This is a genomic window from Mycobacterium sp., assembly GCF_029961025.1.
GTDB lineage: Bacteria > Actinomycetota > Actinomycetes > Mycobacteriales > Mycobacteriaceae > Mycobacterium.
Map to the genome: position 1 here is coordinate 539,822 of NZ_JASBVP010000002.1, position 23,892 is coordinate 563,713.

The 23,892-nt window shown below is 67.4% G+C and carries 17 protein-coding genes; 7 read left to right on the top strand and 10 right to left on the bottom strand.

What is annotated here, in order from left to right:
- Window positions 1-3: 3 nt before the first annotated feature.
- Window positions 4-1,377: an NADP-dependent succinic semialdehyde dehydrogenase gene (locus QJR12_RS03260; protein ID WP_300576146.1), complete on the bottom strand. Its 1,374-nt coding sequence runs from the start codon at window positions 1,375-1,377 to the stop codon at window positions 4-6.
- 113 nt (window positions 1,378-1,490) lie between these two features.
- Here QJR12_RS03260 and QJR12_RS03265 point away from each other — a divergent pair, with 113 nt between their 5' ends.
- Both QJR12_RS03265 and QJR12_RS03270 read left to right on the top strand, forming a co-directional pair.
- Entirely contained in the window at window positions 1,491-3,152 is a 1,662-nt protein-coding gene (locus QJR12_RS03265; protein ID WP_300576149.1) for an acetolactate synthase large subunit, read from the top strand.
- A gap of 130 nt (window positions 3,153-3,282) precedes the next feature.
- Entirely contained in the window at window positions 3,283-4,566 is a 1,284-nt protein-coding gene (locus QJR12_RS03270; protein WP_300576548.1) for a divalent metal cation transporter, read from the top strand.
- Here QJR12_RS03270 and QJR12_RS03275 read toward each other — a convergent pair.
- From QJR12_RS03275 to QJR12_RS03300, 6 genes are all read right to left on the bottom strand, one after another.
- A complete protein-coding gene (locus tag QJR12_RS03275) occupies window positions 4,530-5,606 on the bottom strand; it encodes an ABC transporter ATP-binding protein (protein WP_300576153.1) in 1,077 nt (358 codons plus the stop codon). The two genes, QJR12_RS03270 and QJR12_RS03275, sit on opposite strands and share 37 nt — an antisense overlap.
- Complete coding sequence (locus tag QJR12_RS03280; RefSeq protein ID WP_300576156.1) at window positions 5,581-6,417, bottom strand: ABC transporter permease subunit; 837 nt, start codon at window positions 6,415-6,417, stop codon at window positions 5,581-5,583. The genes QJR12_RS03275 and QJR12_RS03280 overlap by 26 nt, the downstream gene beginning before the upstream one ends.
- A complete protein-coding gene (locus QJR12_RS03285; RefSeq protein ID WP_300576159.1) occupies window positions 6,401-7,435 on the bottom strand; it encodes an extracellular solute-binding protein in 1,035 nt (344 codons plus the stop codon). Before QJR12_RS03285 ends, QJR12_RS03280 begins: the two co-directional genes overlap by 17 nt.
- A 225-nt stretch (window positions 7,436-7,660) precedes the next feature.
- On the bottom strand, window positions 7,661-9,109 hold the full coding sequence (locus QJR12_RS03290) for a lipase maturation factor family protein (protein ID WP_300576162.1): 1,449 nt from the start codon (window positions 9,107-9,109) through the stop codon (window positions 7,661-7,663).
- A gap of 91 nt (window positions 9,110-9,200) precedes the next feature.
- Window positions 9,201-13,550 carry an alpha-(1->3)-arabinofuranosyltransferase gene (locus QJR12_RS03295; RefSeq protein ID WP_300576550.1) on the bottom strand — a complete coding sequence of 1,450 codons (4,350 nt, stop codon included), beginning with the start codon at window positions 13,548-13,550 and terminating at the stop codon, window positions 9,201-9,203.
- Window positions 13,551-13,671: 121 nt separating this feature from the next.
- Window positions 13,672-13,845, bottom strand: a complete 174-nt coding sequence (locus QJR12_RS03300; RefSeq protein WP_300576165.1) for a DUF2613 domain-containing protein — start codon at window positions 13,843-13,845, stop codon at window positions 13,672-13,674.
- 191 nt (window positions 13,846-14,036) lie between these two features.
- Between QJR12_RS03300 and QJR12_RS03305 the strand changes: the two genes are divergently transcribed.
- The 3 genes from QJR12_RS03305 to QJR12_RS03315 all read left to right on the top strand — a co-directional run bounded on the left by QJR12_RS03305 (window position 14,037) and on the right by QJR12_RS03315 (window position 17,218).
- Window positions 14,037-15,173, top strand: a complete 1,137-nt coding sequence (locus QJR12_RS03305) for a glycoside hydrolase family 3 N-terminal domain-containing protein (RefSeq protein ID WP_300576168.1) — start codon at window positions 14,037-14,039, stop codon at window positions 15,171-15,173.
- A 109-nt stretch (window positions 15,174-15,282) separates the two neighbouring features.
- The gene (locus tag QJR12_RS03310; RefSeq protein ID WP_300576171.1) at window positions 15,283-15,924 is read left to right on the top strand and encodes a TetR/AcrR family transcriptional regulator; all 642 of its coding nucleotides are present in this window, start codon (window positions 15,283-15,285) and stop codon (window positions 15,922-15,924) included.
- A 43-nt stretch (window positions 15,925-15,967) separates the two neighbouring features.
- Window positions 15,968-17,218, top strand: a complete 1,251-nt coding sequence (locus QJR12_RS03315) for a chloride channel protein (RefSeq protein ID WP_300576553.1) — start codon at window positions 15,968-15,970, stop codon at window positions 17,216-17,218.
- Between the two features lie 48 nt (window positions 17,219-17,266).
- Here QJR12_RS03315 and QJR12_RS03320 read toward each other — a convergent pair whose 3' ends face one another.
- Together QJR12_RS03320 and QJR12_RS03325 are read right to left on the bottom strand one after the other, a co-directional pair.
- Window positions 17,267-18,109 carry a MaoC/PaaZ C-terminal domain-containing protein gene (locus tag QJR12_RS03320; protein WP_300576556.1) on the bottom strand — a complete coding sequence of 281 codons (843 nt, stop codon included), beginning with the start codon at window positions 18,107-18,109 and terminating at the stop codon, window positions 17,267-17,269.
- A gap of 72 nt (window positions 18,110-18,181) precedes the next feature.
- Window positions 18,182-19,546, bottom strand: coding sequence for a 3-oxoacyl-ACP reductase (locus QJR12_RS03325; RefSeq protein ID WP_300576174.1), 1,365 nt, complete (start codon window positions 19,544-19,546; stop codon window positions 18,182-18,184).
- Between the two features lie 162 nt (window positions 19,547-19,708).
- Between QJR12_RS03325 and QJR12_RS03330 the strand changes: the two genes are divergently transcribed.
- Complete coding sequence (locus tag QJR12_RS03330; protein WP_300576559.1) at window positions 19,709-21,043, top strand: acetyl-CoA C-acetyltransferase; 1,335 nt, start codon at window positions 19,709-19,711, stop codon at window positions 21,041-21,043.
- Window positions 21,044-21,122: 79 nt separating this feature from the next.
- Here QJR12_RS03330 and QJR12_RS03335 read toward each other — a convergent pair whose 3' ends face one another.
- Complete coding sequence (locus QJR12_RS03335) at window positions 21,123-22,958, bottom strand: acyl-CoA dehydrogenase (RefSeq protein WP_300576562.1); 1,836 nt, start codon at window positions 22,956-22,958, stop codon at window positions 21,123-21,125.
- Window positions 22,959-23,389: 431 nt separating this feature from the next.
- On the opposite strand from QJR12_RS03335, the gene QJR12_RS03340 reads away from it, so the two are divergent.
- Window positions 23,390-23,878 carry a flavin reductase family protein gene (locus QJR12_RS03340; protein ID WP_300576177.1) on the top strand — a complete coding sequence of 163 codons (489 nt, stop codon included), beginning with the start codon at window positions 23,390-23,392 and terminating at the stop codon, window positions 23,876-23,878.
- Window positions 23,879-23,892 lie beyond the last annotated feature (14 nt).

Below are 23,892 nucleotides of genomic sequence, written 5' to 3' on the forward strand. Positions count from 1 at the left end.
TCGCTATCCGATCCACACGGTTTTGACGTTGCAGAACGCACGGATCCCGTGGGCGGAGAGCTCGCGGCCGTAGCCGGAGCGCTTGACTCCCCCGAACGGCAGCTCCGGATACGACACCGTCATGCCGTTGACGAACACCTGCCCGGCCTCGATCTCCTCGATGAAGCGGTGTTGCTCGGCCTGGTCGCGGGTCCACACGTTGGATCCGAGCCCGAAGGTGGTCGCGTTGGCGATCTCGATGGCCTCGTCGATGTCGGCCGCCCGGTAGACCGAGGCGACCGGACCGAAGACCTCCTCGGTGAAAATCGCCATGTCCCTGGTGACGTCGGTGATCACCGTCGGCGGGTAAAACCACCCGGGCCGGTCGAGTCGCTTGCCGCCACAGCGGATCACCGCGCCCGCGCCAACGGCTTGATCGACGAGCTTCTCCACATCGGCGCGGCCCTGTTCGGTGGCCAGCGGACCCACGTCGGTGTCCGGGTCGGTGGGGTCGCCGACGCGCAGCGCGGACATTCCTGCCACGAACTTGTCGACGAACTCCTCATAGATGTCGGCGTGGACGATGAAGCGTTTAGCGGCGATGCAGGATTGGCCGTTGTTTTGCACTCGCGCGGTGACCGCGGTGCTCACCGCCCGCTCCAGGTCCGCCGACGGCATCACAATGAACGGGTCGCTGCCGCCCAGCTCCAACACGGTGGGCTTGACCTCGTCCCCGGCGATGGCGGCCACCGACCTTCCGGCCGGCTCGCTGCCGGTGAGCGTGGCCGCGGCAACCCGGGGATCGCGCAGGATGTCTTCCACCGCAGTGGACGGGACGAGCAGTGTTTGAAAGCAGCCCGGCGGAAAGCCGCCACGGGCGATCACGTCGGCGAGATACAGCGCACACTGCGGCACGTTCGACGCGTGCTTGAGCAGACCGACGTTCCCGGCCATCAGTGTCGGGGCGGCAAAGCGGACGGCCTGCCACAGCGGAAAATTCCACGGCATGACGCCCAGCACCACCCCCAGGGGTCGGTAGCGGGCGAACGCGCGGGACGCGCCCACCGCTGCGGGGTCGGCCGGCTCGTCGGCCAGCAACGCTTCCGCGTTGTCGGCGTAGTAACGAAAACCTTTGGCGCACTTGAGCACCTCGGCTTTGGCCGATACCAGCGTCTTACCCATCTCCAGGCTGATCATCGCAGCCGTGCGCTCGGCTTCGGCCTCCAGCAGATCAGCGGTGGCGCGTGCCCACCGGGCGCGTTGCGGGTAACTGGTGCGGCGGTACTCGGCGAACCGGGCGTAGGCACGAGCTATCGCGGCGTCGACCTCTTGGGAGGTGGCCGGGGTGAAGGTCTTGACCGTCTCCCCGGTGGCCGGGTTGATGGTGGCGATCGGCATAACGACATCCTTCGGTGCGTCAATTCGGCGGGCTAACCTTGGGCTAACCTTGGGCTAACCTAAGCGGCATTCGTCAACCAGCCTGCCACTTTCGTGGCCACGGGAGGTCCCGGATGAGCACAGCCTCCGAGCTGATGGTCAAGTGCCTGGAAAACGAGGGTGTTTCCGTCGTTTTCGGACTGCCCGGCGAGGAAAACATCCACTTCATGCAGGCCTTGGCCGCATCGAAGATCCGCTACGTGCTCACCCGGCACGAGCAGGGTGCGGCGTTCATGGCGGAGATGTACGGCCGCGTCACCGGCCGGGCGGCGGTGGTTTCAACCACCCTGGGTCCGGGAGCGATCAACATGCAGCTCGGCGTCGCCGATGCGACCACCAACAGCACGCCGATGGTCGCCCTTTCCGCCCAGGTGGGCCAGGACCGGCAGTACAAGGAGTCCCATCAATACGTCGACCTGGTGTCGATGTTCGCCCCCATCACCCGGTGGGCCGATAGCGTGCCCACCGCACGCGCTATCCCGGAGATGTTCCGCAAGGCGTTCAAGCTCGCCGAGACCGAACGTCCGGCCGCGGTCTATCTGGCCATCCCCGAGCACATCGATACCGATATCGCGGACTACCCCGACCTCAGCCCGCTGCCGCGCAACGTGGTACGCGCCCAGGCCCCGGCAGCAGCGCAGGTGACACGCGCAGTCAACATCCTGCGCACCGCCCGGCGCCCGGTGCTGCTGGCGGGACATGGCGCCGCCCGTGACGATGCCGGCGCGGCCCTGATCCGCTTCTCCGAAAAATTAGGAATCCCGGTCGCCAACACCTTTCACGGCAAAGGCGTGATGCCCGACGATCATCCCAACAGCATCGGAACGATCGGGTTTATGACGCATGACTACGTCAACTTTGGGTTCGACGTCGCCGACGTCGTCATCGCCGTCGGATACGAGCTGCAGGAATTCGATCCCGTCCGGATCAACCCGCACACCGACAAGCAGATCATCCACATCCACCGCTTCCCGGCCGAAGTAGACATGCACTACCCGGTCGCGGTGGGGATCATCGGGGATATCAGCGCCTCCCTGAACGCACTCACCGACGCGCTCGCCGACACCCCGGCAGGGCACCGCTTCGACAGCGGAGCCGCCGCACCCGGGTGCGACCTGCTCGCCGAAGAATTTGCTCGGGGGCAACACGATTCGCGATTTCCGATGGCGCCGGCGCGGATAGTGGCGGACATCCGCGCGGCTATGGGTCGCAGCGACGTGGTGCTGGTGGACACCGGTGCCAGCAAAATGTGGATGGCACGGCTGTATCCGACGTATGAGCGAAACACCTGTTTGGTCTCAAACGGGTTGTCCGCCATGGGATTCGCCTTACCCGGCGCGCTCGGTGTCAAACTGGCCCGACCCGAGGCCAAGGTGCTTGCGGTGGTGGGCGACGGCGCGTTCATGATGAACTCCCAAGAGATCGAAACGGCGGTCCGGGAACGGATTCCGCTAGTGGTCTTGATCTGGGAGGACGGCGGCTATGGCCTGATCGAATGGAAAATGGATCTCGAGCTCGGCGAGCACTATTACGTCTCGTTCACCAACCCTGACGTGGTGGCTTACGCACAAAGCTTCGGCGCCAAGGGATATCGCATCACCAGGGCAGAGGAATTATTGCCGACGTTGAAGGCCGCGCTGGATGAGGACGGCGTGTCGGTGATCGGCTGTCCGGTGGACTACTCGGAAAACCTCCGTTTGACCGAACGGCTCGGCCAACTCGATGAAACGCTGTAGGTAGCTCCGAGCGCGGGCCGGCGAGTTAACCATCAGCGGTAACGATCCATTCGCCATGATGTTAGGCTAGCCTGGCCTAATGCCACGATGGGGTGCGGTAACCCCGGTGAACGGAGCCCGGATGCACGATATCGGTGATGTGACTACCGAGGAACTCATAGCCGTCGCGGCTTTGCCGCGACGGCGTTGGTTGCTACCGGCGGGGTTCCTCGCCGCGTGGGGGCCCGGCCTGGTCGTCATGCTCGCCGACACCGATGCGGGGTCGCTGATCACAGCCGCGCAGTCCGGCGCGCAGTGGGGGTACCGGATGATTCTCCCGCAAGTCGTTTTGATACCGATCCTCTACGTCGTGCAGGAGATGACGGTTCGCCTGGGTATCGTCACCGGTCACGGGCACGGCGCCCTGATCAGGCGGCGGTTCGGCACCAGGTGGGCGGTGCTGTCGGCGGGCACCCTGTTTTTGTCGGCGATCGGTGCTTTGCTGACCGAGTTCGCGGGGGTTGCCGGGGTGGGCGAGCTGTTCGGTGTCTCCAAGTGGGTCACCGTGCCGGTGGCAACCGTCTTTCTGCTCGCCCTGGCGTTCACCGGCAGCTATCGCCGGGTGGAGCGGGTCGGCATCGTTCTCGGCCTTGCCGAGCTGGCCTTCCTCGTCTCGATGATCATGAGCCATCCGGCCCCGCATGCTGTCGCGCGCGCATTTGCTAGCCTGCCGCTCGGCAGCGCCTCCTACCTGATGCTGTTGGCCGCCAACGTCGGCGCGGTGATCATGCCGTGGATGGTCTTTTATCAGCAGGGCGCGGTCATCCAGAAGGGGCTGTCCACGGCGACGATCCGGCATGCCCGCCAGGACACCGCCGTGGGCGCGGTGCTCACCCAGATCGTCATGATCGCGGTGGTGGCCGCGGTCGCCGCGACGGTCGGCCGGCACCGGCCCGGCATCCCGCTGGACACCGTGGGGCAGATCGCCGACGCCCTCACACCGTATCTCGGCCACGTCGGCGGGCAGGTTTTTTTCGGCCTCGGCATGCTCGGCGCCGCCCTGGTTGCGGCGATCGTATCGTCGCTGGCCGGGGCCTGGGGGTTGTGCGAGGTCTTCGGCTGGAAGCACACCCTGAACGAGCGGCCCTCCCGCCGAACGGCCCGGTTTTACCTGTCCTATGCGCTCGTCCACGTCCTGGGCGCGGTGCTGGTGCTGAGCAGTTTCAACCTCGTCGGGCTCGCGGTGGGCGTGGAGGTGATGAACGCGTTGCTGTTGCCGATCGTGCTGGGCTTTCTTCTGGCCCTGGAGGCCAAGGCGCTGCCGGAGCAGTGGCGCATGCGCGGAGCGCGCAGGTACACCAGCTGGGCGTTGTGTCTGCTGGTGATCGCGTTCGGGCTCTACATGATCCCGTCGACACTCACAGTGGTGCAGTAGCTGCCCGCGGCCGTGCCGTCGGGGGTGAAAAGCGGTGGGTCCAACGCGGTGACGGTGAACGGCGATCCGGTCCCGGGCGGTCGCTGGGTCAACCGACAGCTCAGCGCCGCGCCGCCCGGGGTGCGCAGGTCGGCTTCCCAGCCGGCACCGGCGGGCCGGGATGCTTCCACCACGCCGGTGATCACCAGGCCGGCGTCCGGTCGCGCCCCGGCAACCGTCCGGTCGGGGTGAATCCCCGCCACCGCGCCGGCGGGCCCGTCGGGGCCCCGGGAGTGTCGGCAGTTGCCGGCCACCGGGACGAACCCGAGGTATCCGGTCAGTTCAGCGACCCGGCGGGAGGCGGGCCGAAGCACCACCTCGTCCGGCGTCCCGACTTGCAGCAGCCTGCCGCGATCGACCACCGCGAGCCGGCCCGCGAAGGCCTGCGCGTCGGCGAGTTCATGGCTGACCAAAATCGCGGGCAGGCCGCGCTCGGCGGCCACCTCGCTCACCAACCGGGTGAGGCTGCGGCGCAGCCCGGCGTCCAGACCGGTGTAGGGCTCATCGAGCAGCAGCGCGCCGCAGCGGGCCAGCAGCAGCCGGCCGAGCGCCACCCGGTGTGCCTGCCCGCCGGACAATCGGGCGGGCATCTCATCCAGTAGCCCGGCAATCCCCAGGGCACTGGCCACCCGTTGAATGTCATGGCCGCGACCGTTCCCGCTGGCGCTCGCCGCGGCGCGGTCCGGCACGCTGTAGCCCAGGTTGCCCCGTACCGGCAGGTGCGGGAACAGGCAGGGGTTTTGCCGCAGCAGCCCGATTCCCCGCCGCCACGGCGGCACCAGCAGGGATCGGCCCCGCGGGCCGGGCCGCAGGGTCAGCACCCGCTCACCAAGCACCACGCGGCCCCGCCGCGGTGCGAGCAGCCCGGCGATCGCCTCCAGGATCGTGGTTTTCCCCGCCCCGGATGGGCCGAACACGGCCAGCCGTTCACCGGGGGCCACCGCCAGCGCGGCGGCGACCGTGAAGTCGCGGCGATCAACCTCGACGTCGGCCTCGAGCACGGGCGCTCCACAGGTAGGCGGTCAGCGGCAACGGCAGCGCCACCACCAGCAGGATCAGGGCGAATGGCAGCGCGGAGGCCAGCCCGGTTTCTTGCAGCGTGGTCCAGATCTGCAGCGGCAGCCCGTAGGGATGGTAGGCGACGATCACCACCGCTCCGAACGCGCCCATCGCCCGCGCCCACGCCACCGCCAGCGCCATCGCCAGCCCGGGTGCGGCCAGCGGCAGCACGACCCGCCGGGCCGCGCGCAGCGGCGGGTCACCCAGCAGCGCCGCCTGCTGCACCAGCTGCGGGTCCACGTCGGCGAAGGCGGCCTGCGCGCCGAGCACGTAGTACGGCGCCGACTCATACACCTGGGCGATGACCAGGGCCAAAAACGTGTTGGTCGCCGACGCGTGCATGAAGTCCAACAACTTGCCGATGGGGGTGACCGGTCCGACCAGGAACACCAGCAGCAGCCCGATCACCAGCGGCGGGAGCAGCAGGCTGGCCAGCAGGCCGGCTTCCCACAGCCGGGGGGCCGGCAAACTGCCGCGGGCCAGCGCCCACCCCAGCGGGGTGCCGCCCAGCACCAAAACCGCGAGGGTGACCAGCCCGGACTCCACCGAGGTGAGCAGGGGATCCAGCGCCCCCGGAGCCGTCAGTGCGCGACGCAGCACACCCGGCGAGGAGTGGGCGAGAAGCTCGAGCACCGGCCCGAGCAGCAGCAACCAGACGACCCCGGCACCGGACAGCGACACCGCCCCCCAGACGGCCCTAAAGCGCCGCGACAGCCCGCCGCCCACCCCCGGCGCGCTAGCCGCCCAGCTCATGGCGGACCGCGGCGGGAATCGCCCCACGATCACCGAACGCGGTCGGGGTGAGCAACGTGTACCCGCCCGCCCGGTGCAGTGCGAGCCCGTCTTTAGACAGCACGTAGGCGACGAACGCGGCCGCCGCCGGGCCCGGCTCGCCGATCGTGGTGATGTCGACCACCAGCGGCTTTCCGTGCTCGACGGTGCCGTTCGTCAACGTGAAGCTGGCGGCCGCGTACTGCGCGGCCTGCGCCGGATCACCCAGGTTGATCTCATTCGGCAGCGCGATGTAGTTCAGGTGCAGCTGAACCGCCTGGGATAAAAACGCGCTGGCCGCGTCGAGCTGCCCGGCCTGCAGCCGGGGCTCCAGCGCCGTCTCGTCGAAGATCTCCGCGGACCTCGACGACGACGGCTGGCCGCCGAGGATCCTGGTCACGATGTCACCCGGCAGGTGGTACCGCTGCTGCGCGAGCATCAGCATCTCAATGAACGCCGCCCCCTGCGGATCCACGTTCGGGTCGGTGCGGCCCAGCCTGAACCCGGGCGTGGCCAACAGCCGAAACAGCCCACCCAACGGCTTTTTCCCCGCCGCGTAGTCGCGGAACTCGCCGGCGTATCGGCTCGCCGGGTTGTAGGCGATCACCAGTGGGCTGGCCGCGAACTGCACATACCACCTGGTGAACTTCGGCTCGAGCGCTTCGATCGGGCCGGCGCCAATGGATTCGAACACCCCGGGCGTGATCTCCCCGGACCTGATCTCCTGTGAGAGGGCGTTGGAACCGGCGCCCCGCCCGCGGTAGGAGTAGCCGGTGGCTTTGCTGAAAGCCGGGCCGACGGTCTTTTCGTTGAGGTTCTCCAGCGAACCCGCGTAGGCGACGTTGGCGGTCCCCTTCTGCCCGGTTTTGCCGCCGGCACCTGGTGCGGGCCGTCCGCATCCCGCGATGCCCACCGCGGCCAGCACAGCCGCCGCAGCGGCCACCACTTTTCGCACCGCACCGTTCGGCGGCCGCCCACCGCGGCTAGCCCGCGAACTCACCACCGGCCGATCCTAACGTGGGCCGACCGACGCTGGGCGCGGGCGGCGGTGCGTCGCCCGCTCCCCGGTTTACCGGCCACCGCCTCCCGGTGACCGACCAACACGGGGGATTGTGTGACACAAGGAGATTCGTATCGGGTTCCGATTGGCGTCAGCGTCAGCCCTGGGGTGAGCCGGCTCGGCCGACGCCTACGTGTGACCGCAGAACTTGTTGCCGCGGAACTTTCAGTCGGTGTGCGGTAAGCCCACTTTCTCCAATGCGACCGGCGGAACATATCTACCTTCTAGCGTCCGATGCCACCATGCCCGATCGCGTAGCAGTTCCCGCCACGTGGTGAACCGGTATCGGTACAGCTGGGCACGTACGTATCGTGGCGGAGCATCGGGGAACGGATTGTGCCGCAGCAAACGTAACGTCGGCGGGTCATTTTGCAACAGCCGCACCAGGAATGGCGTGAGCCACTGATGTGCGTAGAGCGGTGAGATGGCGGCGAACCACATCAGCCAGTCCAGGCGCAGATGATACGGCGCCCACTGCGGGGGCAGCCGGCGCAGCGGACCGGGCTTGCCTTTAAATTCGTATTCCTTCCACGTCGTCTGTTCGGTGATCTCCTCCTCGTCGGTGCCCTCGATTACCACCTCTCGGCGCACACGCCCGACGCTCCCGAAAGCCCCGTAGGTATTGACCAGATGAAACGGGTTAAACGACATATTCATCCGTTGCTGGCTGGACATCAGGTTGCGCACCGGCCAGTAACTCAGGATCACCACCAGCACGGTGAAGGCGATCACCGATGCGGCGAACCACGTTGGCGTCCCGGGCAGCACCGGGGGCTTGGGCACTGGAAGCACCGCTGCTGCCGACGAGTTGTCGATCACGCTGCACGCCAAGATGATGGTCAGCCAGTTCAGCCAAGCGAAGTTGCCGGATGCCACCAGCCATAGCTGCGTGATGATGACGACGGCCGCCGCCGCGCTGGCGACCGGCTGCGGAGCAAACAACCCGAAGGGGACGACGAGCTGGGCGAAATGGTTGCCGGCAGCCTCAACACGGTGCAGCGGCTTGGGCAGGTGGTGAAAAAACCAACTCAGCGGCCCGGGCATGGGTTGCGTTTCATGGTGGTAGTACAGACATGTCAGGTTGCGCCAACAGGAATCGCCGCGCAGCTTGATCAGCCCCGCGCCGAACTCGAGCCGGAACAACAAAAACCGCGCCAACCACATCGTCAGCACCGGCGGCGCCGTGCGGTCGTTGCCGAGGAAGATCGCCAGGAATCCGGTCTCCAGCAGCAAGGACTCCCAGCCGAACGAATACCAGGTCTGTCCGACGTTGACGATGGACAAGTACAAGATCCACAACAGCAGCCACATCAGCATCGCTGCCCACAGCGGCAAGAGGTCGGCCGCACCCGCGGCGATCGCCGCGCTGACCGCCACACCGAGCCAGGAGACGGCGGCGAAGAGCCGGTCGGAGTAACGGAGATGGAAGATGCTCGGCGCCTCCCAGAAGGAGCGTCGTTGCAGATACCGAGGCACCGGCAGCATCCCGTGTTCCCCGATCAGGGGACGAAACTGTCTCGCCGCCGCCAGGAAGGCGATCAGATAGATGGCCGCGACCCCGCGCTCCAGTACCAGCCTGCCCAGCCAATATTCAGGTGCCGTAAACCATCCCATGCCCGCAACCCCTCAGAGGATGGACGTTCGTAGTCGATCTTCCCGCGTAACCGGCCCACTCGGCCAGCAAACGGTCGTGGCGAGGAAGCAATCAGGGAGTGCGCGGCTCCTTCTCGGGCCGGTGGCCGGCCCGCATCGTCGCCGACGCGGCAAGGGCGGCAAGCGAAACCAGCGCCAGCAGTTGTACGGCCGCCGAATGCCCGGCGTAGCCGTCGACCGAGCGCCAGGGATGCCGGGACAGCGCGGCCCCGGACAGAATCAGCCCGGCGGCGCTCAACCCGACAGTGGTCGCGTCACGCAACCGCTGCCGGTTGCGCAGCGCGTACCGCAGCGCAAGCGCCGCGCCGAAAACGGCGATCCCCGCCGCGCCGGCGATCACCGCCCCGGCCGCCAACATCGCAACCACCACCGTGCGCCCGGGCGCCCAGGGGGTGGCGGGCTCACCGCCGCCGCAAGCTCGCCGCGCCGGCCACCATGTCAGCAGGACCAACAGCGGCAGCAAGGCCAACCCGGCGGCCAGCCCCGTGCGATACAGCGAATTGGAGGCGAAGGTCAAGGTGATCGCGCCGGACATCCCCGCCGGCAGTACCCAGCCCTGCTGCCACCCGTTGACGGCGACCGGCGTCAGCCGACTGCCGTCACCGGCGCGGGCCACCCAGCCGGGGTTGATGCTTTCCGGCACCACCAGCACCCGAGAGGTCGCCGCCGCGGGTGCCCGCACCACGCGGCGGGCGGCACCCCATGCCACAATGTCAGCGGGAATCGTTGTGGCGGTGGGTAACTCGCCGATCAACGGGTTGGACAGCTGAACGCTATCAACCATGAATGCGTCCCCTGGGCTGATCATCAGCTCCTGCTGACCGGCCGGCAGCATGATCGGCCGGTGATCACAGAGTTGGGCGGCAACCGGTTGGCCGTCGAGCAGCGCGCCCACCGTGGTCGTGACCGAGGTATGCACGAATCGCCCGGCGACCGCAACGACGGGGCCGTGAGCACAGTCGACGGCGATCTGGCGCATCCGGTTGCCGGCGGCATCGGCGGGCGCCACCGGTGTCCCGCCGGGACCGAGAACCGCGACCTCGGCCAGCCCCGGCGGCTTGAGCTGATCGAAACCCAGTGCGGTGCGGTCGATCACGTCATCCCAGTCGAGCAGGCTGACGGTGACGGTGTCGGTGACCCGGGGTTTCAGCGGCAGGGTCTGTGGTACACCGGTCGCGCCGGCGCCGAATTTCAGGTGGTGGACCTGCGGTCCGTCACCCAGGTTGACGGCCACCACCGTCGGGCGGGCGGGCGCCGCCGTGTCTGAAACCGCTGCTTCTTCCCGACTCGCTTGCCCGGCTGGTCCCCGGGCCGTTGGATGGTCCGCATCATCAGCGGACGGGACCGCTGGAGTCGGCGCCGTCGCTGTCGACCCGCTAGGGGTCAGCCGCAACCCGGTCACCTCGGTGGGCCGGGGAAGGGTGAGGGTGAGCGTCGGCGGGGTCTTGTGTTGCACGACGCGTTGCGGGGCGGTCCATGCGGTGGCCGGATCGCCGTCGGTCGCGGCGTATGCCGAGCCCAGGACGTCGACCATGTCGGAATCACCGTGTGCCCGGGTAGTGCCCGGCTGGGCGATCAGGTCGGCGAGCGTGGGACCCTGCCGCGCGCGCACCCACACCAGCGGGGACACCGGGATCGGATGCGGCACGCTCAGCGTGCGGCTGAAAGTCCCCGGTTCTTCGGCGGTGAGCGCCATCGATGGTGCGCAGCGCACACTGTCGGGTCCCTCGGCACAGCCGGGTCGGCCCGGCAGCCCCACTCCCAGATCCCATCGCGCGACGGCGGCGTTCTGCGGCGGGGCGGGAACCAGCACGGTGTGCCGAAGCTCGACCGGGTGGGCAAAGCCGGACGCGTCGTACTGGGTGACCGCCAGGTCGGTGATGCCGAACTGCACCCCGGCGGACCCGTCTTCGGTGCCGACCGCGGTGATCCGCACCCAGGGGGTTTCGCCGTAAGGCAGGGCCGCGGTGAGCGGCTTACCGGCTTCGTCGAACCGCAGCGTGGTGGTTCCGTTGACGGTGGCGATCTCGACCCGGCGGACCTGGGCTCCGACGGCCGTCGCGCTGGGTGTCAGCGTGATGACGGCGTTTGTCACCGGGTGGTCGAAATCCACTTGCAGCCATTGGCCGACGGCGGATTGCAGCGCGTTGGACACCCAGGCGGTCGTCGGGTCGCCGTCGATGGCGGCCGCTGGCGAGGTTGCCGGAGCGACGTCGGGCAGCGAAGTGGAATCCGAGGACGAGCTGGATGCGCTGAGCCGCCCGCCGCTCCAGCTCCCGAAGACCATCTCGGCTCCCGGAACGGGGTAGTCGGGGACCCGGTTGTAGGTGTGCCTGGGGTCGCCGACGGCTCGGATCGCCGACGAGTGGTTGTCGACCCGGCCGTAGTCGGTTTCCCGGGACAGCGGGGTGTCGGTGACGGTCACCACCGGCGCGGGCAGACCGGCACGCCGGGCATCCGCGGTCAACAACACCGGACCCAGCGGGGGCTCGTCCAGCTGCCGGCGGTGCTCGTCGAGACGAAGCAACACTTCAGGACCGCCGTCGACGCGGGCCAGCCGATCGATGTCGGCGAAATATGGGGCAACGGGGGCGCCGGCATCGCCGGCCCGGTAAATCACCCGGTAAATCTCCAGGGCGGGATATCGTGGCCGCAGCCCGCTGTCGCTGACGAAGCCCGACACGGCGCCGGGTCCGACCAGGGGGCCGAACTGCGCCACCTTCTGCAACCGCGGCGACCCGGTAATGGCGCGGTGCACCAGAATCGGCCGGGCCGACCGTGAGGTTTCGGGGTCCAGGTCGTTGCGCACCACCACATACGAGACGCCCTGGCGAGCCAGGGTGTCGGCCAGACCGGCGGACGGCTGGCCGGCAGCGAGCAGCCGCTGCACCGAATCCAGGGCCCGGATGGCCTGCGGCGGGATCAACGGGATGGAGTCTCGCACCCCCCACGGGCCGCTGCCGAGCACCTGCAGTGGCTCGTCATGGCTGGTGCCCCACCCCTGGATGGCAAACGGCGCGCCGGGCACCACGAGCACCCGCCCGGGGTGCGGGGTGCCAATGTTGTGCTCGGCGAGCCAGTCCGCAGCGTCGTGCCAGTACTGCGGGATCGCGCGGAACGTGCCGGGTGGGGTGAGCCGGCCCGTCCACGCCGGCGACGTGCTGACCGCCAGGGCCGTGAGCACGACAATGCCGGCTGCGACTCGCTTGTCGTGTTCCGGGTGGGCGAACGCGTGACTCCACTCCCGCAGCGGTGCGCTGCCCGGCAACGGTATTCGTCCCAGCAGCCGAGCCAACCCCAGCACCAGCGGGAGCCGGATCACCGGCTCCAGCTTGTGGACGTTGCGCACCGGTGCGCCCCCGGCGTCTAAAAACACCTGCACCTGATGCGCCAGCGGGGAGCCCAGGCCACCGGCATAGCCGGCCGCCAGCACAACCACCCCGATGAGCAGCATCGTTATCAGCCGTCCGCGGGCCGGCATGTCGGGCATCGCCAGCCCGGCCAGCCCGGCGGCGGCGACCAGGCAGGTGCCCAGGATCGCCACGGAGCCGGTAACCAGCGGCGCACCGGCGGTGGCCATCGGCGCCACGAACGGTGTCCAGCCTGCGGTGCCGCGCAGCATCTCGGTCAGCGACATCCACTGAGTCGTGACACCGGACGATTCGATGAAGTCCAAAAACGGTGGGCTGACACGGCGCATCAGGCCCAGCGCCAGCAGCCACCACAGCATGGCCAGCGTCAGGGCCAGCAGCGACCAGGCGGTATACCGCCACCACAACCGGTTGGGCCGGTGGCAGGCCCACCAGATCACCGCGGGCAGGCAAGCCGCCAGGGTGGCGACGGCATTGACCGCCCCCATCATCGCCACCGCCAGCCCGGCCTGCGCGGCCAGCACCCGCACGGACCTGCCCGACTCGGCCCGCAACGCCACAACGGTGGGCAGCAGCACCCAGGGCGCCAGCATCATCGGGAGGGTCTCCGACGAGATCGACCCGAGAGTGCTCAGCACCCGCGGTGAGAGCGCGAACGCCGCGGCGGCGATCACCCGCGATGTCGGGCTGCCGACGCCCAGCGCTTCGGCGACCCGCAACAGTCCCCAAAACCCGACGGTCAGCAGAAGTGCCCACCATAGTCGCTGGGTGAGCCAGCCGGGTATTCCCAGCAGGTGGCCCATCACAAAGAACGCGCCGTGTGGAAACAGATAGCCGTAGGCCTGGTTTTGGGTTTGCCCGAACGGCAGGTCGCTGGCCCACAGGTTGGTTGCGCGGGCCAAAAAGCGCAGCGGGTTGACGGTGAGATCCAGCTTGGTGTCAGGGGAGATCCGCCCGGGGGACTGCAGGCAGCACAGCGCCAGCGCGACCGCCCCGGCCAGCCACACCCAGTGTCGCGACAGCGGCACCACAGCAGACGGCGCCGCGTGGGGGGACGGGGCACTCGGTAACGATCCGACTGGCGGGCTCACCCCGGAATCCCGCCGGCAGCCCCACACCTGACCGCCGAGCGCGGTCCGCATCATCGACCGGCTAGCTACGGTTGCCGTACTCGACCCGGTTGAGCACCGAGGACGCCGGATCACCGCCGGGCAGCGGGGGCCTGGTGTTCTGCTCCACCATCAGGGTGATCCCGAAGATCGCGGCCGCACCCAGCAACAGGCCAACCACGATGCTGGCGACGGCGGGCACAACGAACCGGTTCATCGAGGGCTCCTGGAGGTCTCGGTCGTGGTTGTCGCCAACCTAGCAGACCCACGGTAGCCACTATCCGCGCCGATATCGGCCGCATGACCCCATCACGCATTGCCCGACTTTTTCGCGGGCCGTCTTCAGCGCGCACGGCCCCCGGACGGGTTGGCACCGCCAGACCGCCCGGGTCATGACACCATGAGCCGGTGGCGACTGGACGGATCCTCGCTGTGCTGGCCGCGGCGTCGGTGCTGGCGGGAGCGTGCGGGCACGGTGAACGACCCGCGGCCCCGGTGAAACCGCTCCCCGCGCCCACCCGCGCGGCACCGGGCTGCCCGGATGTGACGGCCCTTCCCGTTCGTGACAAGCTGGCCCAGCTGCTGATGGTGGGGGTACGCAACGCCGCCGACGCCAGGGCGGTAGTCGCCGAGCACCATGTGGGAGGAATCTTCATCGGCAGCTGGACGGACCTATCCATGCTGACCGACGGCTCATTGGGCGATATCGCCGGTGGAGCGGGCCCGCTGGCGCTGGCGGTCAGCGTCGACGAGGAAGGCGGGCGGGTGTCAAGGTTGTCACCGCTGATCGGCGCGGCGCCCGCTCCGCGGATGTTGGCGCAGACCCACACCCCCGACGAGGTCTACGCCGTGGCGTTGGACCGGGGCCGCAAAATGCGCCGCCTCGGTATCACCGTCGACTTCGCGCCGGTGGTCGACGTCACCGACGCCCCGGCCGACACCGTGATCGGCGACCGGTCGTTCGGCTCCGACCCCGCCACCGTCACCGCCTACGCCGGAGCCTATGCGCGCGGCCTGCGGGACGCCGGTCTGCTTCCCGTGCTCAAGCATTTCCCCGGGCACGGGCATGGCTCGGGCGACTCGCACACCGGAGCGGTCACCACACCACCACTCGACGAGCTGCTGCGCAGCGATCTGGTGCCCTACCGGAGCCTGGTCGGACAGGCCCCGGTCGGGGTGATGATGGGTCACCTGCAGGTTCCCGGGCTGACCGGCGACGAACCGGCCAGTCTCAGCCCCGCAGCGGTGGCGTTGCTGCGCCGCGGCACCGGCTACGGGGCCCCGCCTTTCAATGGGCCGGTGTTCAGCGACGACCTGTCCAGCATGGTCGCGGTCAACAGTCGCTACGGTGTGCCCGAGGCGGTGTTGCGCAGCCTGCAGGCCGGTGTCGACACCGCGCTGTGGGTCAGCACCGAGGAGGTGCCAGCGGTGCTGGATCGGCTGGAGAAGGCGTTGGCCGCCGGTCAGTTGGCGATGCCGGCGATCAACGCATCGGTGTCGCGCATGGCGGCGGTGAAGGGATCGAACACGCAGTGCGGGCGCTGATGTGAGTGCCAGATGTGAGTGCCAGCCGCCACCGCGCTTAGTCTGGAGTCGGCCGGCGGTGGTGAAACCGCCCAACCGGCCGGTGTCACAGCGGTAAGAGGGGCAGGGCATGGCAGGCGGGACCAAACGGCTACCTCGTGCTGTCCGCGAACAGCAGATGCTCGACGCCGCCGTGCAGATGTTCTCCGTCAACGGCTACCACGAGACCTCGATGGACTCCATAGCGGCGGCGGCGCAGATCTCCAAGCCAATGCTCTACCTGTATTACGGCTCCAAGGAAGAGTTGTTCGGCGCCTGTCTCAACCGCGAGCTGACCCGGTTCATCGACGCCATCAGAGCGGATATCGATCCGGACCAAAATCCAAAGGAATTGCTGCGCAACACTATCGCGTCGTTTCTGCACTATATCGACGCCAACCGGGCGTCGTGGATCGTGATGTACACCCAGGCCACCAGTTCGCAAGCGTTCGCGCACACCGTGCGTGAAGGACGTGAGCGGATCACCGAACTGGTGGCCGGGCTGCTGCGGGCGGGAACCCGCCATCCAGATCCGAACACCAACTTCGAGGTGATGGCCGCGGCGCTCGTGGGGGCGGGTGAAGCCGTGGCGGCCCGGCTCAGCACCGGCGACACCGACGTCGATGAGGCGGCCGAGTTGATGATCAATCTGTTTTGGCGTGGCCTTAAAGGCGCGCCGTCCGAGCGCGACGCGGTCGACACCGAGCCCCGGGTGGTCACCGGCTCAGGCTAGCTCACGGCCACTCAGGTTCGCGGCCACCGGTTCGTTGGCATACATTCGTGCGGTGGCCCGCCGCAATCTCGATTTCTTCTGCGCGGTGGTCATCGTCGGGTTGCTGGCCGGGATCGCGGGGCTATCGGCGACCCTGCTGCTGCGTTTCGTCGAGCACCTTACCTACCACTACACCTTCGGCTCGCTGCTCAGCGGAGTCATCGGCAGCAGTCCGGTGCGCCGCGCGGCGGGGCCGATGCTCGGCGGCGCGCTGGCTGGCCTGGGTTGGTGGCTGCTGCGAGGCCGGGCCGACGTGCCGCCGCTGACCAAGGTCATCGCGGGCCATCATCGGGTGCCGAGGCTGCCGTGGAGCGTTGACGCGGCGTTGCAGGTGCTGCTGGTGGGTTCTGGCGCGTCCCTAGGCCGGGAAGGGGCTCCCCGTCAATTCGCTGCCGCCCTGGCCGATCTGGGCATCGGATGGTTGCAGCGACTGTCACCCCGTGATCGCGAGATCCTGCTGGCGTGCGCGGCCGGCGCCGGGTTAGGCGCGGTCTATGCCGTTCCGCTGGGTGGCGCGCTTTTCGCGCTGCGCATCGTGCTGAAAACATGGCAGCCGCGGGCACTGGGCGCGGCGTTGATCTCCTCCAGCCTGGCGGTTGCGGTCGGCTCGTTCGCGACGGCCGATCGCCCGATCCTAGATTGGCCTAGCGCACACGTGTCCTATTTGCTGACCGGCTACACCCTGGCGGTGGCGCCGTTCTGCTTCCTCGTCGGCTGGGGATTCAATCGGATTACGTCGGCGGCCTATCCGTTGACACCGAAGCGGTCCTGGACGCTGGTTCCGGCGATCGCCGCCGCAGGTTTGCTGACCGGGATTTGCTCGCACTGGTGGCCCGAATTGCCCGGTAACGGCAGAAGCATCTTGACCGTGAGCTTAAACAGCGGGATGACCCTGATCGCGGCGGCGGTAATCCTGGTTCTGAAACCACTGCTGACCGCGCTGTTCTTGCGAGCCGGTGGCACCGGCGGGATGCTCACCCCGTCACTTGCCACCGGCGCGGCAGCGGGATCGCTGCTCGTGCTCGCGATCAACGCCGCGGCCAGCATGGACATTCACGTCCCCACGGCCTCGTTGGCCGGTGCGGCCGCGGTGCTGGCGGTAACTCAGCGCGCGCCGGTGTGGGCGGCGATTTTCGTGTGGGAGCTTTCTCACCCCCCGTTATGGCTGTTTGTGGTTTTTCTTGCCGCCGCCGTCGGCACGCACGGACTACAGGTGCTAAGCGAACGCCGTCGCGTCCTCGTGGCGATACGCTGACTCTGACCGAAACGTTGCCATCGTGCGGTCGCTGGGAACGCTTTGGGTCTAGAGCTCTCGGATCGTTCCGAACAGGTGTGGGTAACCGGTGGCGACGTTACGCAGCGTCAAGTCCCAGCCACGGTCGACTTGATCGATATAGAGTCCTGCCCGGGCCGGCAGCACCACCGGCTTGGCAAAGCGCACCGAATAGCTCACCGCGTCCGGAATCCGGCCCTCGATATTCGCCAATACGGCTGCGGCACTGAACATTCCATGTGCAATAACGGAAAGGAAGCCGAACAGTCTGGCGGCGATCGGGTTGGTGTGGATCGGGTTGTGATCACCACCGACGGCCGCGTAGCGGCGGATGCGACCGGGGGAGACGCTCAGCAGCGCATTCGGCGGCGGAAGTTTGGGTTGCTTCTCCGGCGGCGGTTTAGGTTCGTCGGACAAACTGGTCCGCTGCTGGTGCAGGAAGGTCGTCACCTGATGCCAGGCAATATCATTGCCGACGTTGACATCGGCGACCAGGTCGACCAGCAGACCCCTTCGATGCTCACGCAGGTTTTCGGCGTGCACCTTCACCCCAACCGTATCGGTCACCGCGATCGGTCGATATTGCGTGATGTGGTTTTCGGTGTGTATCAATCCGATTGCGGCGAAGGGGAAGTCGAACCCTGTCACCAGGGCCATCATCGTCGGGAACGTCAACACGAACGGGTAGGTCAGCGGAACGGTATCGCCGTAACGCAACCCGGTTACAGCCGCATAAGCGGCGACATTCGCGCGATCGATAGCCAGGTCCTCGACGGTGAGCGTGCGGCTGGGCAGTTGGTCGCTGCGGGGTACCAACGGTAGTGCCCCGAGTGCCGCCCGCAGCAGACTTGCCACCCCACTCGGCTGCGCCATGGTGGTCATTTCATGCCCCATGCTCTGCCTCCTTTCGCAGCTACGGCCGCTACGCGGCGCGCATCGTCGCCCTCAAGCCCCCATAATGGCCTGGCCGCAGACACGTATGACGTTGCCGGTCACGGCGTTGGAAGCGGGGTTGGCAAAATAGGCGATGGTTTCGGCGACATCCACGGGCTGCCCGCCCTGCAGCAGCGAGTTCATCCGGCGCCCCAGCTCGCGGGTGGCCCATGGGATGGCGGCGGTCATCTTGGTTTCGATGAATCCCGGTGCGACGGCGTTGACCGTGATGCCCTTTGCGGCGAGCACCGGCGCAAGTGCCTGGGTGAGCCCGATCATGCCGGCCTTGGTGGTGGCGTAGTTGGTCTGCCCACGGTTGCCCGCGATACCGGACACCGACGACAACCCGATCACTCGGCCCCCCTCAGCGATACTGCCATTGGCGACCAGCCCTTCGGTAAGCCGCAACGGCGCAAGCAAATTAACGGCCATGACGGCATCCCAGCGGGCGTCATCCATGTTGGCCAACAGCTTGTCGCGGGTGATTCCGGCGTTGTTGACCAAGATGTCGGCTCGACCGTCGTAGTGTCCGCTCAGGTGGTCGGTGATGCGCTCGACAGCGTCGTCCGCGGTGACATCGAGGATCAGTGCCGTGCCCCCAATCCGGGAGACGGTTTCGTTCAGCGCTTCGGCGGCGGCATCAACGTCGATGCCCACGACACGGGCGCCGTCGCGGGCAAACACCTCAGCGATGGCTGCGCCGATGCCGCTGGCGGCGCCGGTGACGATGGCGACCTTGCCCTCGAGCGGCCGATCCCAGTCGCCCGGCGGGGTGGAGTCGGCGGCTCCCACGTAGAACACCTGACCATCCACATACGCCGATTTTGCCGACAAGATGAACCGCATCGTCGACTCCAGGCCGGTGGCGGCCGGCTTGGCATCCGGGGACAAGTAGACCAGCTGAACGGTCGCGCCGCGACGCAGTTCTTTGCCCAGCGAGCGGGTGAAACCTTCCAACGCCCGCTGCGCTATCCGCTCGTCGGTGCGGGCAACCGCCTCGGGAGTTGTGCCCACGACCACCACACGGGCGCAGCGTCCCAGATTGCGCAGCAGTGGAGTGAAAAAGTCACGCAGCTTGCCCAGGCGTGCGGGTGCCGTGATCCCGGTGGCGTCAAACACCAGTCCCCCAAACGAATCGGCCCATCGGCCGCCCAGGTTGTGGCTCACCACTTCGTAGTCGCCGGCCAGAGCGGTCCGCAGCGGCTCGACTACCCTGCCGTCACCGCCGATCAACAGCGAGCCGAGCAGCGGCGGATCTCCTACGCGATAGCGACGAAGCGGCTCGGGTCGTGGAATGCCGAGCTGCTTGGACAAAAACGCCGCCGGGGCGGAGCTGGCGACCTGGGAGAACAGATCGGATGCGAGCTTGGGAGCCACTGAACTGCCTTCCGTGTCGGACGTGTCTGCTGCTGACAACCGTATCGGCGATCATGAACTTACTCCAGAGTAAGGAAACCGGTAAGATAGCGGTCTAAGCGGTGGACCCCAAACCGACAACCGGGAGACAATCGGGAGACAAACGTGGCCACTGAACATTCGATGCCCGGCAGCCGGGCATCGTCGGAGACGAGCCGGGCCAGGCGGCGCGTTGCCGTGCTGGGCGGCAACCGGATCCCGTTCGCACGAGCCGACGGCGCCTACGCCGAGGCGTCCAACCAGGACATGTTCACGGCCGCGTTGGGCGGGCTGGTGGAGCGTTTCGGTCTGGCCGGGGAGCGACTCGGCGCGGTCATCGGCGGCGCCGTGCTCAAACACAGTCGAGATTTCAACCTGATGCGCGAATGCGTGTTAGGCTCGGCGCTCTCGCCCTACACGCCGGCGTTCGACATCCAGCAGGCGTGCGGAACCGGTCTGCAGGCGGCGATCGCCGCAGCCGACGGGATCGCGTCCGGGCGCTATGAGGTGGCGGTCGCGGGCGGCGTCGACACCGCCTCCGACCCACCGATCGGGTTCGGCGAGGAGTTGCGTCGCACGTTGCTCAGGCTGCGCCGATCCGCGTCCACGGTGGAACGGCTGAAGCTGGTCGGCAAGCTGCCGGCGACACTGGGCGTGGAGATCCCGGTGAACTGCGAGCGCCGCACCGGGTTGTCGATGGGAGAACACGCCGCCATCACCGCCAAGCAGATGGGGATCAAGCGGGTCGACCAGGACGAGCTGGCGGTCGCCAGCCACCGCAACATGGCCGCCGCCTACGATCGCGGTTTCTTCGACGACCTGGTCACGCCGTTTCTGGGGCTCTACCGGGACGACAACCTGCGACCCGACTCGACCGTCGAAAAACTAGCGACGCTGCGCCCGGTTTTCGGGGTGAAGGCCGGCGATGCGACGATGACGGCGGGTAATTCCACCGCCCTGACCGACGGCGCCTCGGTTGTCTTGCTGGCCAGTGAAGACTGGGCAGACGAGCATTCGCTTGCTCCGCTGGCCTATTTCACGGATGCCGAGACCGCCGCGGTCGACTATGTCACCGGCGATGACGGATTGTTGATGGCGCCGACCTACGCCGTGCCCCGGCTGCTGGCCCGCAACGGGCTGGCGTTGCAGGATTTCGACTTCTACGAAATCCATGAGGCGTTCGCCTCGGTGGTCTTGGCCCACCTGCAGGCATGGGAATCCGAGGAGTACTGCAAGCAACGACTGGGCCTGGACGCCGCGCTGGGAGCCATCGACCGGTCCAAGCTCAACGTCAACGGCTCGTCCCTGGCGGCCGGCCACCCCTTCGCGGCTACCGGCGGACGGATCCTTGCGCAGCTGGCAAAGCAGCTGGCGCAGAAGAAGGCCGAGCAGAAAGGTTCCGATACCCAGCCGGTGCGCGGGCTGATCTCAATCTGCGCGGCCGGTGGGCAGGGCGTGGCGGCGATTCTGGAAGCCTGATACCGCGGCCCGGCCGCCACCGCGGTTTTGCCGCTGGAATACCGGGGAATCCCGCGGCGCGGGGCGGCACCACCTTGGTTTAAAAGGCCGCTTCGTCGAGTTCCATGATCTCGTTGTCGAGGGTCTCGATCACCTGCCGAGTGCCGGCCAGCAGCGGCAGGAAATTCTTCGCGAAAAACGAGGCCACCGCGACCTTTCCTTCATAAAATGCGCGGTCGGTATCGGCGGCCCCGGCGTCGAGAGCCTCGATCGCCACCGCGGCCTGACGCTGCAGTAACCAGCCGATCATCAAGTCGCCGACGCTCATCAGGAAGCGCACCGAGCCCAAACCCACCTTGTAGACGCTGGTCTTGTCCTCCTGGGCGGCCATCAGGTAACCGGTCAGCGCGGCCGCCATCGCCTGCACGTCGGCCAGCGCGGCCGCCAGCAACGTTCGCTCGGCTTTCAGCCGCCCGTTGCCGGACTCGTTCTTGATGAATTCCTCGATCTGGCCTGCCACATGGGCGAGCGCCACACCCTTGTCGCGAATGATCTTGCGGAAAAAGAAGTCCTGCGCCTGGATGGCCGTGGTGCCCTCGTAGAGGGAGTCGATCTTCGAGTCGCGGATGTACTGCTCGATGGGGTAGTCCTGCAAGAAGCCCGACCCGCCAAAGGTTTGCAAGCTCTCGGTGAGCTTGGCATACGCCTGTTCGGATCCGACACCCTTGACCACCGGCAGCATCAAGTCGTTGACCCTGACCGCCAACTCGGCGTCCACACCGTGTACCGCCCGGGCTACAGCAGCGTCCTGGTAGGTCGCGGTGTAGAGGTAGAGCGCGCGCAGACCCTCGGCGTAGGACTTCTGGGTCATCAGGCTGCGACGCACGTCGGGGTGGTGTGTGATAGTGACCCGCGGCGCGGTCTTGTCGGTCATCTGGGTCATGTCGGCACCCTGGACCCGGGACTTGGCGTACTCCAGGGCGTTCAGGTAACCGGTGGATAGCGTGGCAATCGCCTTGGTGCCGACCATCATCCGAGCCTGCTCGATTACGTCGAACATCTGCGCGATGCCGTTGTGCACCTCCCCGACCAGCCAGCCCTTGGCCGGCACGCCGTGCTGGCCGAACGCGAGCTCACAGGTCGCCGAGACCTTGAGGCCCATCTTGTGTTCGACGTTGGTGACGAATACCCCGTTGCGCTCGCGCGGCTCACCGGTCTCGGGATCGAACAAGAATTTCGGCACAAAAAACAGCGACAGCCCCTTGGTGCCGGGACCGGCGCCCTCGGGGCGGGCCAGCACCAGGTGGAAGATGTTCTCGAACAGGTCACCGGAGTCGGCGGAGGTGATGAACCGCTTGACCCCCTCGATGTGCCAGGAGCCGTCGTCCTGCCTGACCGCCTTGGTGCGGGCGGCCCCCACATCCGAACCGGCGTCCGGTTCGGTCAATACCATGGTGGCGCCCCAGCGACGCTCGGCGGCAAACACGGCCCACTTCTTCTGTTCCTCGGTGCCGAGGTGGTAGAGGATGTTGGCGAAACCAGCGCCGCCGCCGTACATCCACACCGCGGGGTTGGCGCCCAGGATGTGCTCGTGCAGCGCCCACACCAGCGCCTTGGGCATCGGGGTGCCCCCGAGAGCCTCTTCGATGCCGATCTTGTCCCAACCAGCATCGAGGACCGTGCGCACCGATTTCTTGAACGACTCAGGCAGGCTCACCGAGTGGGTCTCAGGGTCGAAGGTGGGTGGGTTGCGGTCGCCGTCGGCGAACGACGCGGCGATCGGACCCTCGGCCAGTCGACTCAGTTCCGCCAGCATCTCCCGGGCGGTGTCCACATCCAGGTCGCTGTAGGGGTCTTCCCCAAATGCCTTGTCCACGCCGAAAACCTCGAACAGGTTGAACTCCTGGTCTCGGACGTTGCTCTTGTAGTGGCCCACGTGCTCCTCCTCGATGAGAACGCCACTCACGGTTGGGTACAGCTAAGTTACCCACCGGTAACACCGTTAACCTATACCCGCCGGTAACTTCAACGCAACACGGTGTGAGCTAAATTTCGTTGGCCGGGTACGCCGAGGTAACCAGCCGGCGAGCCCCTCACCGGTCAAACCGCAGCGCCCCGCCTCACCTGCGGCGACGGGGGCGAACCTGGCCTTGTCGCCACCGCGCGCCGCCGCCGGCGTGCGCGACGATCCCGGACAGCTGCGGGGGATCGCGGGGTGTGGGCGGACCGCGGCCGGCCAGGAGGTGACGGTCCGGTCCGCGTTGGGCGCAGCGCTTGAACGCGCACACTTGGTGAGTTAGGCGGCTGCTGCGGGTAGGGTCGGGTGAAAGACATCCGTCCTTAGAGTCAAGGGGCGAGGGAACCCGGGTGAGCGAGAACAGCAAGCTGACCTCGTCCACGCTGCGTGAGGCGTTCGGTCATTTCCCGTCGGGCGTGGTCGCCATCGCCGCCGAGGTCAACGGAGTCCGAGAGGGGCTAGCGGCCAGCACGTTTGTTCCCGTATCACTGGATCCGCCGCTGGTGTCATTCTGCGTGCAGAACCGGTCGACAACGTGGCCCAAACTCAAAACCGTGCCGTTACTGGGGATAAGTGTGTTCGGCGAGGATCACGATGAGGCCGTGCGCGCACTGGCGGCCAAGACCGGGGACCGATTCGCCGGTTTGCAGACGGAGTCCACCGCCGGCGGCGCGGTATTTATCAAGGGAACCAGCGTGTGGTTGGAAAGCGCGATCGAGCAACTGATCCCGGCCGGGGATCACACCATAGTGGTTTTGCGGGTCAGCGACGTCAAGGTGCACCGTGACGTGGCGCCCATCGTCTATCATCGGAGTGCCTTCCGCCGGCTCGGTGCCTGAGGGCCGGTCGGCTG